Here is an 18,176-nt window from a genome sequence, read left to right on the forward strand (position 1 = left end):
GTAAAAGCTATTGTTAATCAACTAGTTATAAGTACTATGAAACTTTTTTACACTACTTTATTTCTGTGCCTGACCTTTTTGCTTCCAGTAAAAATGGTATCTGCACAGGGAACCACGACTGCCGCCATGAACGGAGTTGTACAAGATCAGGATGGTACAGCTCTACCTGGAGCAACTGTCATCGCTGTTCATACTCCGACAAACACACAATATGCAGCGGGTACCAATACCGAAGGACGCTATAACTTTCAGAACATGCGTGTTGGCGGCCCCTACACCGTAACCGTAAGGTATGTGGGCTACCAGGATAAGGTAACTGAAAACATTAACCTGGGCCTTGGTCAAAACCTTACAATAAATTTCTCGCTTAACCCAAGCAGCCAGACGCTGGGCGAAGTAGAAGTTGTGAGCAAGAGAGATGACCTGATCAGTATTGACCGGACTGGTGCGGCAACAAACGTATCTACCGAGCAAATTGACGCATTGCCTACCATTTCAAGAAGTTTACAGGATTTCACCCGTATTACGCCTCAGGCATCCACTGCTGGCTCAGGAATATCGTTTGCGGGCCAAAATAACCGCTTCAATAACTTCTCTATAGACGGTACTGTAAACAACGATGTATTTGGCCTTTCCAGCACCGGTACAAACGGTGGACAAACCGGCGTGCAACCTATCTCTTTAGATGCAATTGAGGCAATTCAGGTTGTAATTGCCCCTTTTGATGTTCGCCAGAGCGGTTTTACAGGTGGTGGTATTAATGCCATTACCCGTAGTGGCTCTAACAAGTTCACAGGATCAGCTTATTACTTTGTTAACAATGAAGACTTCGTTGGCAAAAGCCCTGACGATGAAAGGACAAAACTACCAGAATACAGAGATTATCAGGCTGGGTTCAGGGTAGGTGGACCGATCATCAAAAACAACCTCTTCTTCTTTTTAAATGGCGAAAAGACAAACAGAAACTCTCCTCTTCTTTTTGAGCCCGGAACTCCAAGTTCAAATATATCCGTTGAGGAGGCTAACAGGGTGTTAGCAGTCGCTAACCGTTTGGGCTATGACCCCGGTAGTTTCAGAAGTATAGAAGACAAAACAACAAGTGAAAAGATTTTTGCTCGCCTGGATTGGAACATCACCAATAATCATCAATTAACTGTCCGTCATAGTTATGTGCATGCAGAAAATTATGATAACAGCAGAAGCCCTAACGCACTACGTTTTGCAAACAACGCTGAGTTTTTCCCCAGCACTACAAACTCAAGTGTTATACAGCTTAGAAGCCAGTTCGGCAACCAGTACGCCAATGAAGCACTTATTGGCTACACCCGGGTTCGTGATGATAGAGGTATAGTTGGAGATCCGTTCCCTAGTGTTACACTAAGGCTCTCTGGCGGTAGAACGATAGCACTGGGTAGTGAGCCGTTTTCGGTACAGAACCAGCTAGACCAGGACGTATTTACGGTTACTGATAATTTCAACATCTTTTTAGGTAAACACACCATCACTTTAGGTACACACAACGAATTTTATAAAACTTTTAACCTGTTTATCAGGCAAGAATTTGGTGCCTATGAATACAATTCCATAGATGCCTTCGAAGCTATTGGCACTCCGGCAGAAGAAGCGCCATCGGCTTTTTTTAGGAATTACTCCAGAACGGATGTCCGGCAACAAGGTGCTGAATTTACAGCGTTTCAGCTCGGGTTTTATGCTCAGGATGAATATGCTGTTATGAAAAACCTGAAGTTAACAGCAGGTATACGATTGGATATACCAACATTCAATGATGACCCTCCTGCCAACGATGAGTTCAACGAGGCATTTGCTGACCGCGGACTTGCCACTGACAAAACACCAGGGGCTCAGTTTATGGTTTCTCCAAGGCTCGGTATAAACTGGGATGTATTTGATAACAGCTCCACCCAGGTACGCGGTGGTTTGGGTGTATTTACCGGTAGAGCACCTTTTGTCTGGATTGCAAATCAGTATACCAACACAGGCCTCTTGCTCGGAAGCGTCTCCCTTACTTCCGGCCCTACGCTCTCACAAATAAGATTTGAGCCTGATCCTGCCGCTCAGCCTAATGCCTCCTCTCTGGGACTATCTGACAGGACAGCTGAGATAAATATTACCGACCCAGACTTCAAGTTTCCACAGTTGTTTAGAGTAAATGCAGCCGTAGACCAAAGGCTAGGCGGTAACTTTATTGCCACCTTAGAAGGTATTTACTCTAAGAACTTAAATAACATTTATTATCAGAACCTCAATTTAGAGCAAACCGGCACCTTGAATGGTGCAGATAACAGACCTGTTTTCAGTAGAATACAAGGCAATAATTTCCAGGATATCATTTACCTCACTAATACAAGTGATGGGTATGCTTATAGTTTTACCGGCCAGATACAGAATAACTTTATCGGGTCCGGTTTTTCAGGATCTGTTGCCTATACCTACTCCCGTGCTAAAGATGTGAACCCAGGTAACTCCAGCCAGGCGCGCTCCAACTGGATAAACGTGAACCAGGTAAACGGCCTTAATAATGTAGATGCTGCTTTTGCTGATAATGATATCCGCTCAAGAGTAGTGGCGGCGCTATCTTATACACTTAATTATTTTGGATTCGCTTCCACCACTATATCAGCGTTCTATAATGGACAGTCAGGCTTACCGCTTTCTTACATTTATAATGGCGATGTTAACAGCGATGCAGGAAGGACCAATGACCTCATTTATATACCTAGAGATGCATCTGAGATAAACCTTGTACCAATCACAGACCGCAGCGGCAACATAGTACCCGGCTCACTCACTCCGGAAGAGCAATGGATGGCCTTGGACGCTTTTATTTCAGATAACGACTACCTAAGTTCGAGAAGAGGGCAGTACGCGGAACGCAACGGTGACCGCTTGCCCTGGACAAATCAAGTGGACTTGAGGCTCATACAGGAGTTTAAGCTGAGCCAGGCAGAGAATACCCATAAGTTACAAATCACTTTTGATGTGTTTAACTTTACCAACCTCATCAACAAAGACTGGGGCAGACAATATTCTGCTACTTTTAACGCTTTCCAGGCAATTGACTTTGTTGGCTACGAACCTGGTACCACAACTCCTCGCTTTAACTACACTGGCAGGGGCCTATCTGACGGAAACCCATACTTTGTAAATGATTTCACGTCCAGGTGGAGAGGACAGTTAGGCCTCAGGTATATCTTCAATTAAGTTTACAGTAGCTATAAAACAGAAGCGCCTCCCGGATACTGGGAGGCGCTTCTGTTTTATGATAAAGCTAATTACTTCTTAACTTCATACTGACCAGAGTTATTCTTTTGAACAACTACAGAAAGGGTGACAGTAGAACCACTATATACTTTATAGTTCAATCTATATTTTACACCTTTTTTAGGATTAGGGAATTGATGCTCTGCAAAAGCTAAAAGAGCTTTTATGATCTCATCTTGGCTCCAATAACGGTCATCGCCCTGTGTTTGAGTGTAAAAGCTGCTATACTTGGCTAAATTTTCTCTATTTGTTGCTGTACCATAAGTTGGGTTAGTATTAAACTCACCAATCCAATCATAGTCAGCATTAGTCAGAGCATAATCAACTGTAAAGTCAACATTCCACTCATTTTGAATTTTGTTAAATTTAAGTGTTACAGATTTCGTTACATCAGAATCTACGATAGTCCATTTTGTACCATCAAAACCCACAGCAGCAACTTTCTGAGATACACCACCACTGTAATATGCGTAATTTACGTACTGCACATCACCAACTTCAGCACCAAACACATTGTTTGTTAAGAACTTGTTGAAGTACTCTCCTAGAACATCATTATCAGAAGAGTTGAAATCAGAGCGTTTACCAACAGATGCGTAATCCTCTGGAGTTACATAGTAGATGTTTATCCAGGTACCATCTTTTTTGTAGAAAGAATCGGTTACGGTTACTGTTTTCCCATTTAGATAGTAGTCAAACGTAAAGATCACTAATTGATTCTCAGGAGCATCTGGATATTTGTAGTTCAAAAACTCAATCATATCATCAGAAGAGTTAAAGTTATCATACTTTCCATCTCCTGTTACATCGTAATCTTCTGCTACAGCTGTGTATTTAGTCGAAACTGCAACTGTTGTAGTAATACCTGGATACAACTGCTGATTAAATGTTACAAAAGCGTCAGCACCATTACCTAAGTGAGGGTACTTTTTTGCAAGTATAGTAGGGATGTATTGAATTGCTTCATCTTCTGTAGCAAAGTAAAACTTTGTTGTGATATAAGCCGGAACATCCTTCAATAATTTATAATCTGCAGCAGATAGCGTAGTAACAACATCTGTTTCATCGCTTTTCTCTGCAACAACTTTATCCAATTCATCATATACGTCTTCCATTGGATCACAAGCTGTGAAAATCAACGTAAGAGCTGATAGTATATATATTATCTTTTTCATCTAAGTTTCAATTAGAAGTTAATTTTTAAGCCTGTTGTCCAGGTTGTACCATTACCGAAGTATACTTGTGTATTTGTGACATCATTGAACTTTTCACCAGTTTCTGGTCTAGTACCGAATCTTGCAAAAGCATCAGAAATGTACTCAGTATTGAACAGGTTGTTCACAGTGGCATACAGTGTACCATTCAGGCCTGCAAATTTAAATTTAAATGAAGCATTCGCATCGAACACAGAGTAATCTGGAACTGACCAAGGAGTCATACCAGGAGTTGTAAGGTCAGTTGGGTTGAAGTCTGCATTGAAGTTTGCGAAGTAGTTATAATCAACACCAAGCTTCAATTCAGTTGTAACATTTACATCCAAGCCAATAGCAGCAGTTGTCTGTGGAGAGTCACCAACTTTCTGGCCTGCCATGTAAACAGCTGGAACTTTACCTACCTCTACTTGATTCTCGTCGAAAACTTTAGTTTCGCCAAGATCATTTAGCCAAGTCCAGTCTCCTACAGAAACCATACCTTTTAAGCTAACTGTCTTGATAGGGTTGTAAGCAAAGTCAACTTCTACACCTTGATGAAGTGCGTCTACGTTCAGAAGGTTTGCAAAATATCTTGAACCGTCTTGTCCTTGGAATGATTTCGTAAATGATCTGTCTCTCCAGGTAGTTCTGTACAGGTTTACGTTCGCAGATAGCTTTGCAGTCCTATAACCGTAACCCAGCTCGTAGCTAAGAATCTTCTCACGAACAGCCTCCTTGTTAACAACGTTCTCATTATTTAAGAACACTGAGTTGAAGAAAGGAGCTTTTTCAAAGTATCCTAAATTTGCGAACAAGTTATGGTTTTCAGTAAGGTTGTAATTAGCCCCCCCTTTAGTCTGGAATCCGAAGAAGTTAACTTTATCGCTCTTCTGCATCGGATCATCATTCTTGTACTTGAAGTAATCGATACGCTGATACGATGTATTTGAACCTGCTAGTGAAACAAAGGCTGCTAAAGGACCTGCTTTGTACTCACCCTGTAAGAAACCACCTTCCCACAGCACGATACCTTCGTTATAGAAACCAATCTTATCGCCTTGGTCAGCTTTTTTGTTAGGGTTGTTGATGTCTCCGTTATCAAGTACATACTGACCACCCAATAAATTTCTAACTGAGTTGAAGTGGATACCTTTGTAGTACCTCAAGTCAGCACCTGCTAACAGATTGAAGTTCTGGCTTAGTGACTTTTGGTAGGTACTCAGGACACCGTACCATCTGTGGTCATTTCTGTTTGATTGCAGGTAACCAAGCGCTCTTCCATCTTCAGAATTACCATTTTCTTCTACAATTGCATCAAGATTAATTGGCTGGTATTTGTTATTACCAAATCTGTACTTTTCAAAATCTAAGCCTGCAGATGGAGAGTTATCGAATTCATTACCACCTGTACCAACTGATACATAAGCGGCAGTTGAAAGGAATGAAGTCTCGTCTATTGTCCAGTAGTGGTTAAGGGAGATCTGGGGCTTGTGGTAAAAGTTACCGCTAATAGTCTGAAAATCACCGTTAAGCACGCCCCAGTTCGGGTTGTAACGAAGACCCTGTGGCGCATCTCTGTACTCCTGAATTGTTAAGCGGTCGTAACGCTGAGCGTGATACTGTGGTGCACCAAAGCCAGTTAGGGATATCGTGTGCTTTTCGTTGATCAGCTTCGAAGCGTTAAAGAAGTAACTGTAAGCGTCGTAGTTAAGACCTTCTGCCCAACCATCGCCTTCAGTTTTAGAGCCTGATACAGCAAATGCCCAACCGTTTTCAGTTAAGCCAGTTGAATAAGAGAAAGCTGTTTTACTGTAACCATTACTACCAAGGCCTTGATAGATAGAACCGCCTTTTATAGCATCTGTTGTTTTAGTGATAATGTTAATAGTACCGCCTACTGAAGGTACAGCTACTTTAGAGGCACCAAGACCCCGCTGAACCTGCATTGCCTTCGTAACATCTGTTAAACCAGCCCAGTTAGACCAGTAAACTTTACCACTTTCCATATCATTTACAGGCACACCATTGATCATAACAGCAATGTTAGCACTCTGGAATCCACGAAGGTTAATTCGGGAGTCACCGTAGCCACCACCAGATTTAGTAGCATAAACACCAGGAGTAGATTTTAATAACTCTGGAAACTCCTGCTGACCTGCTTTTTCAACAATAATATCACTTGTAATTGTAGACATAGCTACCGGCGTTTCTCTTTCGATTGCATAGCTATTGGCAGTAATAAGAACTTCATTTAATGAATTTTCTGTAGCAGATAACGCTATAGTACCTAAGTTCTTAACTCCGTTCAGACCTGCAATAGACACTTCTTTCTGAATGTATCCAATGTAGTTTACTAAAATAGCCTTTGCATTCGCATCGTCTACTTTCATCGTGAAGGTACCATCCGCAGAAGCTGGGACAGCCTGGTTTGTGCCTTTAAGGACCACTGTTGCGCCAGGTAAAGGTTCTTTTGTTGTTGCGTCAACAATTTTGCCTTTTACAGTCCCCTGTGCGAACAAATCCTTTGGTGCTAAGCTAGTACATAGCATCAGCAGGAATAGACTGAGTAAATTGTACTTCATCTTAAATACTATTAGTGATTGGTTGGTTGATTTAATTTGGCGCAAAGATATAACCTCCTGTGAGTAAAGCACAACACTTCGTATTAAAAAAGAATAAAAACATTTCGAAAAAGGTTACAGAAACTTAACTGCCATTTCACCTCTTTTTTCACCATATACAAGATTATCAATCAATTGCAAATAACATCTGACCAATCCTCACATACTAACAATGCAATAAAATACAATTTCTCACTTTTGAATATTGCAGCTTATGAGTTACTTTATTAACTAAACTTTAGAAGTGCATTCGCTAAAAAAACGACAACTTAAAATTATTAAATAACAGACAATCTGCATATTACATTTATAATACAAAATTCATGTTACACCGTTGAAGTATAAATTTTCACTAACATGTTGTGTTATACAAGACTTACAACCCACAGCAAATATTGCAACTATCCATATACTCTTAACTTGATTTTATTATCTTTTTTTTCTTTATAAAATACACAAAATATAATTTAAGTCACATTGAGCACTATAAAGCCGATTTTCATTTATTAATTAAGTTATAAATAGCATTTTACTCCCCACTTATTTTATCTAAAACTGAACGTTATAGTTCAGCTGTTAAAAAAGCGAAGCACACTTTCTGCCTGTCTTCAAAACAAGCATATTAATCCAACTTACCCATTCTTTTCTATATGGGTCAAACATTTACAGTTGAGCAGCATCTAACTCCACATCGCTGCTGCCAAACAACGAGTCGGCAATTCTAAAATGCAATTTTAAAATACTGCTTTTAAAATTGCATTTTAGAATTGCCAATATTCGTCTATGCAAATGCAAAAAATCCGCTTTTTTTCACACCTTTTTAATCAATAACAAATGATACAAAGCAAATCCCAGACTAGATTACAAAACACTATATATCAAGTCAAAACACCCTTTCTCTACACTTACATTTGCTTAAACGGTTACACACTGAAGGTTAATAAATAAATAATATTGAAAGCGATTGTTAAATGAAAATACCGACTTACTTTTGCGTCAAAATCAATCAACCCCTTTATGAAAAATTTTTATAGTGCATTATGTCTAGCCCTAGCGCTGGTACTGTCAGTACAGTACAGCTGGGCACAAGGTAGCACCACGTCTGCGCTTAACGGCAAGATTGTCGATGAAAGCGGCATGGGACTACCAGGCGCAACAGTAGTTGCAATTCACACACCAACCAATACACAATATGTGGCTGGAACGAACGCAGATGGTCGTTACAATTTCCAGAACATGCGTGTAGGAGGACCTTACACTATCAAAACCAGTTATGTTGGTTATCAGGAACAGCGTACCGAAAACATCTACTTAAAGCTCGGACAAGCACTGAATCTGGATTTCAAATTAACTTCAGGCAACGTAAATCTGGGAGAGGTAGAGATTGTAAGCAAGAAAGACAATGTTATAAACATTGACCGTACAGGTGCTGCCACAAACGTTGCACGTGAACAAATCGAAAAATTGCCAACTCTAAGCCGTAGCATCCAGGATTTCACTCGCCTTACACCACAGGCAAACGGAAACTCTTTTGCTGGCCGTAGCAGTAGCTACAACAACACTACTATTGATGGTGCACTATTTAACAACTCATTTGGTCTGCAGTCCAACGTAGGTTCACAGACAAGTGCACAACCTATTTCTTTGGATGCTATTGAGCAGATTCAGGTAAACCTTGCACCTTACGATGTTCGCCAGGGTGGTTTTACAGGAGCTGGCATTAATGCCGTAACTCGCTCAGGTACAAACGAATTTACAGGCTCTGTGTATATGTTTGGCCGTAACGAAAATTTGGTTGGCCTTAAAGTAGGCGATACTGAAATGCCAAAGCAAGAGTTTTCGCTATCGCAGCGTGGTGTTCGTTTAGGCGGACCAATCATCAAAAACAAACTCTTCTTCTTTGCAAACTACGAGCAGGAAAGACAGTCATCTCCAGGTTCAAGCTTTATAGCTTCACGTCCAGGTTTGTCTGGCTCTAACGTTTCTGCAGCTGATGCTGCTCAGCTAGAGCAACTAAGCAAGTTCTTGAAAGACAAGTTCAACTACGAAACTGGTCCTTTTGAGAACTACAATATGGAGACTTATAACAATAAACTGAACACTAAGATTGACTGGAATATCAACAAAAACCACACTTTCTCTTTCAAGTACAATTACCTGAAATCATGGAAAGACATTCCAGCTTCTAACTCTGGCGCACCGGCAAACAACCGTCAGCCAAGTGTTACTTCGCTACCTTTCAAGTCTTCTAATTATGTTATCAACAACAACCTGAACTCATTTATTGGTGAGTTGAGCAGCCGTTTTGGTAACAAGTTCGCTAACAACCTGATCCTGGGTTACACTGGCTTCCGTGATTTCCGTGAGAGCCGTGGAGGTATTTTTCCACTTGTTGATATTGAAAATGGCAATAAATCAAGCTTAACAGCATTTGGTTATGAGCCTTTTTCAGCTAACAACGTCTTAGATTCTGATGTTTACCAGTTAAGTGACAACTTCTCTATTTTTGCTGGAAAGCATGTAATAACTCTGGGTACTTCTAACGAAGCTTATAAGTTTAAGAATGGTTTTGCACCTAACTATTATGGTCGCTACCGTTATGCAAGCCTACAGGATTTTTATGATGATGTAAATACCGGAACTGCAAAAGCAACAGAATACCAGTTACAGTACTCTGCTGTACCAGGTGGTTTCCCTTTTGCCATTATCAAGGCTATGCAGCTTGGTTTTTATGCTCAGGACGAATACGCTGTTACAAACAATTTAAAATTAACAGCTGGCCTTCGTGCTGACTTACCAATCTTCAATACTGACTTACTGTCAAACCCAGCTGTAGACGGCATGACTTTCCGTGACGGTGAGAAAATCAGCGTGGACAAAATGCCAGACACTAAAGTGCTTTGGTCTCCTCGCTTCGGTTTTAACTGGGATGTAAAAGGTGATGCTACTACTCAGGTTCGTGGTGGTACAGGTATCTTTACTGGCCGCGTACCTTTTGTTTGGATCTCTAACCAGGCATCAAACAACGGTGTTTTATTCGGTTCTTTCACTGACAAAAATCAGAATTACCCTTTCAACCCTGATGTAACTGCTAATATACCTCAAGGAGGAGCTGCTGCAGCATCTTATGGCTTAGCTGTTACTTCTCGTGACTTTAAATTCCCGCAAGTGTTCCGCAGCAACCTGGCTGTTGACCATCAGCTACCTTTCGGTATAGTTGGAACGCTGGAAGCGATCTATACAAAAGATGTAAACTCTGTTTATCATCGTAACGCCAACTTGCCTAACGCTACTGGTACTGCTAAAGGAGCCGATAACCGTGATATCTACTACCAGGTTGATGCAAACGGGAATCCGGTTTATGTAAAAGGAAAATTAGTAGCTGTTAACCGTATCAACTCAAATGTGAGCGATGCAGTTGTGATGGATAACACAAACAAAGGCTACTCTTATACTTTAACTGGCCAGTTACAGAAGAGCTTTACAAACGGTTTGTTTGCAAGCTTAGCTTATACTTACTCTGACGCACGTTCAGTAAATGACGGTGGTTCTATCGCTTACTCTATCTGGAGAGACAGACAAGTAGCTGGTGACCCTAACGATAACGTTCTTTCTTACTCTAACTACCTGACGAAGCACAGAGCTATACTGGCACTGTCTTACAAGAAAGAGTACATTGGTCATTTGGCTACTTCTATCTCAACTTTCTTTGAGGCTTCTTCTGGTAACCGTTTCTCTTATACTTACTCAGGCGACATAAACGGCGACGGTCTTACTTCTAATGACCTGATCTACATCCCAAGAAATGCTAGCGAGATCAACCTTGTTCCTGCAAACTCAAGCGACACACGTGAAGCTTCTGAACTTTGGAACCAGCTTGACGCGTATATTTCTCAGGATACTTACCTGAACTCAAGAAGAGGACAGTACGCTGAGCGTAACGGCGCTGAAACTCCTTGGACAACACGCATGGATGTTCGTTTACTACAAGACCTTTTCACTAATGTTGGTGGTAAGAAAAACACCCTACAGTTAAGCTTTGATATCTTTAACTTCGGAAACATGCTTAACAAGAACTGGGGTATTGTAGAAACTACAAACAGAACCAGCTTACTTAACTTCAACGGTTATACTGCAGATGGCAAACCGATGATTGCTTTCCCATATTTGAATGCCAGCACAAATACAGTACTTACTGATTCTTTCCGTGACAATACTAGTGATATCTCTCGCTGGAGAGCACAGGTTGGTATCCGTTATATCTTCAACTAAGCTTAACCACAGCTTTTACATAAAAAGGGGCAGCAATCGCTGCCCCTTTTTTCTTTTGTGCATTTTACACCAGCCTGTTTTGCAATTCAGAAAATTCCTCTATTTTTGTATGACTCAAAAGGGGGATTAGCTCAGCTGGCTAGAGCGCTTGCATGGCATGCAAGAGGTCATCGGTTCGACTCCGATATTCTCCACTAAAAAAAGGCAACCGATCAGGTTGCCTTTTTCGTTTCTGCCTTATGCCCTTCTACACTTACATCTTATACTCCGAAAGATCTGATCGCTATTATGTCGGAAGCTGTGAAAGTATGGAAATGCGTTTCCTTCAACATAACTCCGGCAGAAATCACTCAACCAAAGCAGGAGCTCCTTGGCAGTTGAAGCATACAGAGGAGCATCTAACTCGTTCTGCCGCAGTAAAACGTGAAACTGAGATCAAAAAGAAAAAGAGCAGAAAATATATTCAATGGCTTATTAGCTCAGCTGGCTAGAGCGTCCCGAATGCTTTCGGGAAGGTCATCGGTTCGACTCCGATATTCTCCACTATAAAAAGGCAACCACTTCGGTTGCCTTTTGTGATTCATACCTCCCAGATAGATCACAAAGTTCATAGCCTTCTCCCCCAGCAAATACTAATGTAGGGAAAAACAAACATGCCGCAAGTTTAGCGTCAGCACAACTTATGGCCACCTTTGATGCCAGTTTGTAACTGGCGTAATCCAAGTTTATACTTACGCCAGTTATAAACTGGCTCCACAACCTACCACCAGTTACTGCTGCACTCAAACTGGCGGTATAAATCAGGCGAAAGATTTTTACCTACAAGATTAGCAGTAAATAAGCATCAACTGTTTACTTGATCACACTACTCTTTACTATAAATGAGGAAATAATAATTCCTACCATTGTGGCGGAAATGGAGGTTATAAGCAAACTCCAGATCGCTTCTCGGTCCATGTTAAGAAACCCAACCCTTGCTGTAACTACCAATATACTGAAAGTGATTACAACCGGCCAATACATCCTCCAGGTGTCAGGGCTAGGCACAGATTTACTTTTTATCGTGTTGGGCAGACTCATCACTACACCTAAAATAAACAGTATACCTAGTACAGAACCTACTATATCCAACAGTTGATATAAGGGCACTGCCATATTCCCAATTGCCACCTCCCGCAATAGGAAAGGGAATAACTGAACCCCTAGTCCCCTTGTATGGGTAATACTGTCCCAGCACAAATGAGATGTCGCTCCAACTAACACAGACAGCATGACAACAAGGTAGTTTCTCTTAAAATAAGATTTCCAGTTGAAGCCGGTAAACGGCAAAAGGCGCCTTCTAAATGGTAGCGGCAGGTTTTGAATAAGTGGATCACGTACTACTCCATGAAAAAGAAAGGCAAGCACGACTCCTAGGGGTAAGTTAAACCAGAAAATGCCTTCCCAAGTATGACTTACTGTATTTCCGGGAGCCATTTTAAAGAACTTTTCGAAATCAGGGGCCATACTGCCAATAACTAAACCTGTTGTAGAAACCCATTTTCTGGGCAAAGTGGTGAGTGGCAGTACGATGGCTGGATGCGAAAAAGTAAAAGGCATTTTTGAAATAAGTTTAGCTTGGTTTTGCTAAAGTGCGACTACAACTAACCTGTAGCTATGCTAGAGCAGGTTCAGATTTGAATGAACGAATTAGAATTAATTTGAATGCTTTGCAAAGTGGAGCCATATTTTGCCCCACTTTGCAAAGCACTTGCACTTAAATAAACAACCCTTCAACAGACAGGTAACGCTCACCTGTATCATAACAGAATGTAAGTATCTTTGCACCGACCGGCACCCCTTCTCCTATTTTCTTACTGACGGCAGCCAAAGATGCTCCTGAAGAAATACCGATAAAGATGCCTTCTTCCCGGGCAGCCCGCCTTGTAAAATCAAATGCTTCGTCACGCTCCACCTGAATTACCCCATCCAGAAGCGAGGTATCCATTATCTGAGGAATAAAACCTGCACCAATCCCCTGAATTGGGTGAGGACCAGGTTGGCCGCCACTTAATACTGGTGAATCGGCAGGCTCCACAGCAAACACTTTCAGGGCAGGAAAATGTCCTTTAAGCACTTTCGCTACGCCTGTTATATGCCCCCCTGTACCAACACCAGTTATAAGATAGTCTACTCCTTCAGGAAAGTCCTGCAATATCTCCTGTGCTGTGGTTTCAATATGAATCTGCACATTCGCCTCATTGTCGAACTGCATCGGCATCCAGGCTTTATCGTTTTCTGCTACCATCTCCCTTGCTTTTTCAATAGCACCTTTCATCCCTTTTTCACGAGGAGTAAGCTCTAGCTTAGCCCCATAGGCAGCCATTAGCCTTCTGCGTTCAATAGACATGGATTCAGGCATCACTAAAATAATATCATAGCCTTTTACAGCCGCTACCATGGCTAGGCCTACACCTGTGTTTCCGGATGTCGGTTCTATAATAATGCTATTCTCCTTCAGTAGCCCGCGTGTCTCTGCATCTTCGATAATGGCCAGGGCAATCCTGTCTTTTATACTTCCCCCCGGGTTACTTCGCTCAAGCTTCATCCACACTTCCGCATCCTTATTAAACAGGTTGTTTATGCGCACATGAGGCGTATTGCCAATGGTGCCTAATATTGTTTCTGCTTTCATTTTGTATCGTATATTCAGTTAAATCGAAAAATTCAGAACGTCATCCGGTTCAGATGCTTGCCTTACTCTTATCTGCGGACGGTGGTATACCCGTGAGTAAGGCGGTACACTTTCTGTAAGCCACACATTTCCTCCTATTATACTTTCTTTGCCAACCACAGTTTTGCCGCCTAGAATGGTTGCACCTGCATAGATCACCACATGATCTTCTATAGTAGGATGCCGTTTAGTGTTAACCATTGCTTTTTCTACGCTCACTGCTCCCAGCGTAACACCCTGATATATTTTCACATGGTTACCTATAACAGCTGTTTCTCCGATCACTATACCTGTTCCGTGGTCAATGCAGAAAGCGTTCCCGATCCGGGCTTTAGGATGGATATCAATACCCGTTTTAGCATGCGCATACTCAGAGAGCACACGGGGCAACAGTGGCACCTGGTTCTGGCATAACAGATGGGCAACTCGGTAAACAGCAACAGCATAAAAACCGGGATATGTCCGGATCACTTCTTCCACACTGGTAGCAGCCGGATCCCCTGCTTCAATGGTCGCGGCATCTTCCATTAACTGTTGATATACTTGCGGAAGCGCATCGAAGAAAAGCCTGGTAATAACTCCTGGGGGCTGAACAAGCCGTTCTTGTAACCTAAGCAGAAGAAACTCCAGGTCAGACTGCAGCTTGTCCATGTAAGCCTGAACTTCAGCTGCTGTTTTAAACGTCTGCTCAGAAAGTGGCGGAAAAAGCAATTGCAACAAGCCATCGAGAAAAGTGCAGCTCAACGACCTGGGCACGATGTGCATCGCCTGACGGTGTTTGGAAGCCAGATATTCTATAAAAGGTTTATTATCGAAAGCCATAAATCCTCATTACTATAAGTTCTTATTAACTAATGTTAACAGAATAAGTTTGCATAGGAGCACAAAAAACAAAAGCGCCTGCGTTGTGGTACGCAGGCGCTTTTACTACTAAATTCGGTGTACGTTAATCTTCACAATGTGGTACGCCCATCTCTCCGTTATTATACTTATCAAGCGCTTCGGCCCAATCAGTTAGGTCATCCCGGTCATACTCTCCCCACGACTCCTGGCCGTAAGTGGCATGTAAAAAGAAATCTTCTGCCATTTTATATTCATTGCTTACCGGGCTTATACTAGCTCCTGACAACATGTTTAGTTGTGCAGCAATAAACTGGTGCGCCAGTATCAAATAAGTATTCCCTTTTTTAGGAGGAGTGTTCAGAATTTTCATATAAGAAATTCCTGTTCCATAAAAATTATCTATTTCCTCAATCTCTCCCCAAGTGGCATCATAATGTTTTGAATCCGGTCCATGGTTTTTCCAATAGCCCTGGGTTCTTGTACAGCCTTCCAGCGGTGGATTAGGTACCATCGTTTCTCTGCAGAAAACGATATTGTCAATTGCACCAGATCCAACAGATGCATTAACACCATCCAGAACCACGATCAGCTTTTTAGCATTTGCAACGTTAAGTGTAACCGTTTGAACACTCCCCTCCTCTTCGTATGCTGTAAGCGGGAAAGTATAAGAAGCATTATTTGCATCAATTACCTTTACATAAGAGCTGTTTTCTACAACATGGTTCTTATCAATGTCTACCACCTGAATGGTTTTTAACATCACAGAACCTTCTATAGAACTAAAATCCAGCTCCATTGTAGCACCCCACGCATTGTCACTAGGATCAGAATATTTATATCCTTGCGCATCTAATCCGTCCGGATCTGCCGCAACCTGCTCAGGAGTATACTGATTAGCGATCAACATATTTCCTAATTGATCTGGTACTCCTAGATCATGTCCATCATCACCGGTGTGTACTCTCGCATCGTAAACTCTGGCTACATTTACACTGGTATATTCATCACTTGTTACACCCTCTGCTCTTTTCTTAGCAAATATCCCTACAGTGCCGTAATCTCCTGAAACTTGTGTTATCGGGAAGTCGGTTGCTGAGAAACTCTCAAAATCTATCGTGTAACAATTATTTTCCATTAAATTTTTTCCAGTATTAGCCGAGAAGTCCGGGTTGATTTCTTCGTCGTTCTGGCAACCGAAAAGCAATAGTGCACTAAGGCATACTGCACCTAATTTTGTCAGATTTTTAATCATAATTTTGTTTTCATAGTTTTAAAATTTCATACAATTCAAAGGTGGCACAAAATGGTGCCCACCGCTATACAAAGATTTAGCGGACCGTGGATCAAATAATTTAGAGGCGGAATTTTAAACTCTTTAAAGAGCTGCCAAATGTTAAGAGGGTGACCCTAACATGGCACACACAAAAAATGGTGGTAGTATCTGGTACAATTACTATACTGCGTTCATAAAAAAAAGTATACAAAAAAAATTGGTTTACAGCAAAAAGTGCTATAAACCAATTTATATTTACTTAATTAAGGCTCTTAACTACGGCAGAATTCAATAACATCAATAGCGCCTGATCCGCCTTTATTTTTAGACTCAAACGTGATGCGCACCTTTACAACGCCCGGTGTATTCTCAGTATTCAGGCGAGTAGCACCGTAGGCACCTGTCACAGGCAGCTTCAAAGTTTTAATTACTTTTCCGCTGCTATCAAGCATTTCAAGTTTAGAATTTGCTTCATCTTCTGTTATATCCAGCACATGAATGCCTTTTAAAGTAATGCTTCCCATAGCAGAGAAGTCTAGTTCCAGGCGGCTACCCTGCTCATAGATAGCAACATCTTTTCCGTTTGCTTTACCTGCTGCTAATATATTGCCCATTGGCCTGATAGCATCAGGATTAGGAGTTCTGAACTTTCTGTATTTACCTTGTGGTGAACTTGTATCGAAGAGCACTGCTGAAGCTGTATTTTCATAAGTACCTCCTTTAGAGCGGACCTGTGCAGAAACCGTTACTGGGGTGCTTTGGCTGTAGAGCGTGGTAATAGATCCACTACCACTTATATTACCGTTTTCGGCATCAAACTCTATTATTTCGCAACTCTCCGGGCTTGTTCCAAAATACTTCACCTCCGATGCTGCCAGAGGCTCTACCTGCTCCTGTTCTTTACTTGTAAAGTTCATCAATAGGGCACCCAACGCTCCAATAAAAACAGATTTCACCGCAAAATTTTCCATACACACTACGCTTTAAACTTAACACAATATGAAACAGAACTTCCCTTTACGCATCATCAGATGCAGTCAGCAACCTCAGACCAAGCCTTATATTAAATAAGTGCTATACGCCTTTAGGTTTTAGCTTAAATAAAAGGATAAGAACTGGTTTCTGTGCTTGTACGATAAAGCAGCAGCAGCAGCTAAGCTTAAATCAGATTTTTTGTATTTTTTTCTGATAAATCATTTAAAACATAAACTAATTAACCTTAAATATAAATTTTTAATCTATAATCGGTTTTTGCTTGAGGTAGGTGAATTGCACACAATTATTTCGTTTTGCTTAAGTGACATCATTCAATCAATGAATGCAAAGCTAAAACAGAAACTTCTATAAGTTCAATTTAACACAAAGCCAGGAGTGTACAAAGAACAGAATAAGTCATTCTGTGATGAAGGTATTGAAAGGCTACGAATGGGTTACTTGTAACTATTGGAGTACAAAAATACCTAAAAGAGTAAGGTTATCCCCCAATAACCGGGTTAGCAAGTGAGGAAGGCACTCCGTTAACCGGAACGCCCTGTTCGAGGGCAGCCAAATGAATGCTACGGGCAACGTGCAAACTAACCTCCGGCTGCTGTATATTGCCCAACCTCATTTTTATGTTCTGCCCGGAATCGAGATGAAACCAGACGGTATTCCTGGTTATTTGCACACTGGATACGTCACTCCAAAAGATCACTTTCTCAGTCGAGAAAACAGCAAGACGATAACTTATCCGCTCAGGCGTCAGGGAAAAGTAAGCATCTTTAAACCTGAACTTATTACTCCCCACCAGGCTCCACAAAAAGCCGGTCAATACTAACACAGCGCTGGCAACAGCCCAACCTAACCGGAAAGAGTCCTGAAAGAAAAACTCTCTGATCAGAGCGTATGCCCCACCTGCCATTATAAAAACACTAGCTAGAAATATAAACTGCTTGGTTTGCTTAAGTTGTTTGCGGGAGTATAAACTTACGTACATGAAA

General features: G+C 41.5%; 11 protein-coding genes and 2 tRNA genes. 5 read left to right on the forward strand and 8 right to left on the reverse strand.

Annotated elements, in window-relative coordinates:
- Nucleotides 1-36: 36 nt before the first annotated feature.
- Nucleotides 37-3,222, forward strand: coding sequence for a TonB-dependent receptor (locus ACSX1A_RS13770; protein WP_439880221.1), 3,186 nt, complete (start codon nucleotides 37-39; stop codon nucleotides 3,220-3,222).
- A 71-nt stretch (nucleotides 3,223-3,293) separates the two neighbouring features.
- Here ACSX1A_RS13770 and ACSX1A_RS13775 read toward each other — a convergent pair whose 3' ends face one another.
- Complete coding sequence (locus tag ACSX1A_RS13775) at nucleotides 3,294-4,457, reverse strand: hypothetical protein (protein WP_439880222.1); 1,164 nt, start codon at nucleotides 4,455-4,457, stop codon at nucleotides 3,294-3,296.
- 11 nt (nucleotides 4,458-4,468) lie between these two features.
- Nucleotides 4,469-7,057 (reverse strand): TonB-dependent receptor, encoded by a 2,589-nt coding sequence (locus ACSX1A_RS13780; RefSeq protein ID WP_439880223.1) that lies wholly within the window; start codon nucleotides 7,055-7,057, stop codon nucleotides 4,469-4,471.
- Between the two features lie 1,056 nt (nucleotides 7,058-8,113).
- On the opposite strand from ACSX1A_RS13780, the gene ACSX1A_RS13785 reads away from it, so the two are divergent.
- The 4 genes from ACSX1A_RS13785 to ACSX1A_RS13800 all read left to right on the forward strand — a co-directional run bounded on the left by ACSX1A_RS13785 (nucleotide 8,114) and on the right by ACSX1A_RS13800 (nucleotide 11,911).
- Complete coding sequence (locus ACSX1A_RS13785) at nucleotides 8,114-11,368, forward strand: TonB-dependent receptor (protein ID WP_439880224.1); 3,255 nt, start codon at nucleotides 8,114-8,116, stop codon at nucleotides 11,366-11,368.
- A gap of 120 nt (nucleotides 11,369-11,488) precedes the next feature.
- Nucleotides 11,489-11,562 (forward strand) — tRNA-Ala (locus ACSX1A_RS13790).
- A 45-nt stretch (nucleotides 11,563-11,607) separates the two neighbouring features.
- Entirely contained in the window at nucleotides 11,608-11,859 is a 252-nt protein-coding gene (locus ACSX1A_RS13795; protein WP_439880225.1) for a GIY-YIG nuclease family protein, read from the forward strand.
- Nucleotides 11,842-11,911: transfer RNA gene (locus ACSX1A_RS13800), tRNA-His, on the forward strand. The genes ACSX1A_RS13795 and ACSX1A_RS13800 overlap by 18 nt, the downstream gene beginning before the upstream one ends.
- Before the next feature lie 309 nt (nucleotides 11,912-12,220).
- Here ACSX1A_RS13800 and ACSX1A_RS13805 read toward each other — a convergent pair.
- The 6 genes from ACSX1A_RS13805 to ACSX1A_RS13830 all read right to left on the reverse strand — a co-directional run bounded on the left by ACSX1A_RS13805 (nucleotide 12,221) and on the right by ACSX1A_RS13830 (nucleotide 18,172).
- Entirely contained in the window at nucleotides 12,221-12,967 is a 747-nt protein-coding gene (locus tag ACSX1A_RS13805) for a DUF4184 family protein (protein ID WP_439880226.1), read from the reverse strand.
- 157 nt (nucleotides 12,968-13,124) lie between these two features.
- The gene (cysK, locus tag ACSX1A_RS13810; RefSeq protein WP_439880227.1) at nucleotides 13,125-14,042 is read right to left on the reverse strand and encodes a cysteine synthase A; all 918 of its coding nucleotides are present in this window, start codon (nucleotides 14,040-14,042) and stop codon (nucleotides 13,125-13,127) included.
- A gap of 18 nt (nucleotides 14,043-14,060) precedes the next feature.
- Nucleotides 14,061-14,903, reverse strand: a complete 843-nt coding sequence (gene epsC, locus ACSX1A_RS13815; protein WP_439880228.1) for a serine O-acetyltransferase EpsC — start codon at nucleotides 14,901-14,903, stop codon at nucleotides 14,061-14,063.
- A 124-nt stretch (nucleotides 14,904-15,027) separates the two neighbouring features.
- Nucleotides 15,028-16,176 (reverse strand): hypothetical protein, encoded by a 1,149-nt coding sequence (locus ACSX1A_RS13820; protein WP_439880229.1) that lies wholly within the window; start codon nucleotides 16,174-16,176, stop codon nucleotides 15,028-15,030.
- Between the two features lie 293 nt (nucleotides 16,177-16,469).
- On the reverse strand, nucleotides 16,470-17,168 hold the full coding sequence (locus tag ACSX1A_RS13825; protein ID WP_439880230.1) for a hypothetical protein: 699 nt from the start codon (nucleotides 17,166-17,168) through the stop codon (nucleotides 16,470-16,472).
- Nucleotides 17,169-17,671: 503 nt separating this feature from the next.
- Entirely contained in the window at nucleotides 17,672-18,172 is a 501-nt protein-coding gene (locus ACSX1A_RS13830; RefSeq protein ID WP_439880231.1) for a hypothetical protein, read from the reverse strand.
- Nucleotides 18,173-18,176: the final 4 nt, after the last annotated feature.

The organism is Pontibacter sp. MBLB2868 (genome assembly GCF_051904785.1).
Taxonomy (GTDB): domain Bacteria; phylum Bacteroidota; class Bacteroidia; order Cytophagales; family Hymenobacteraceae; genus Pontibacter.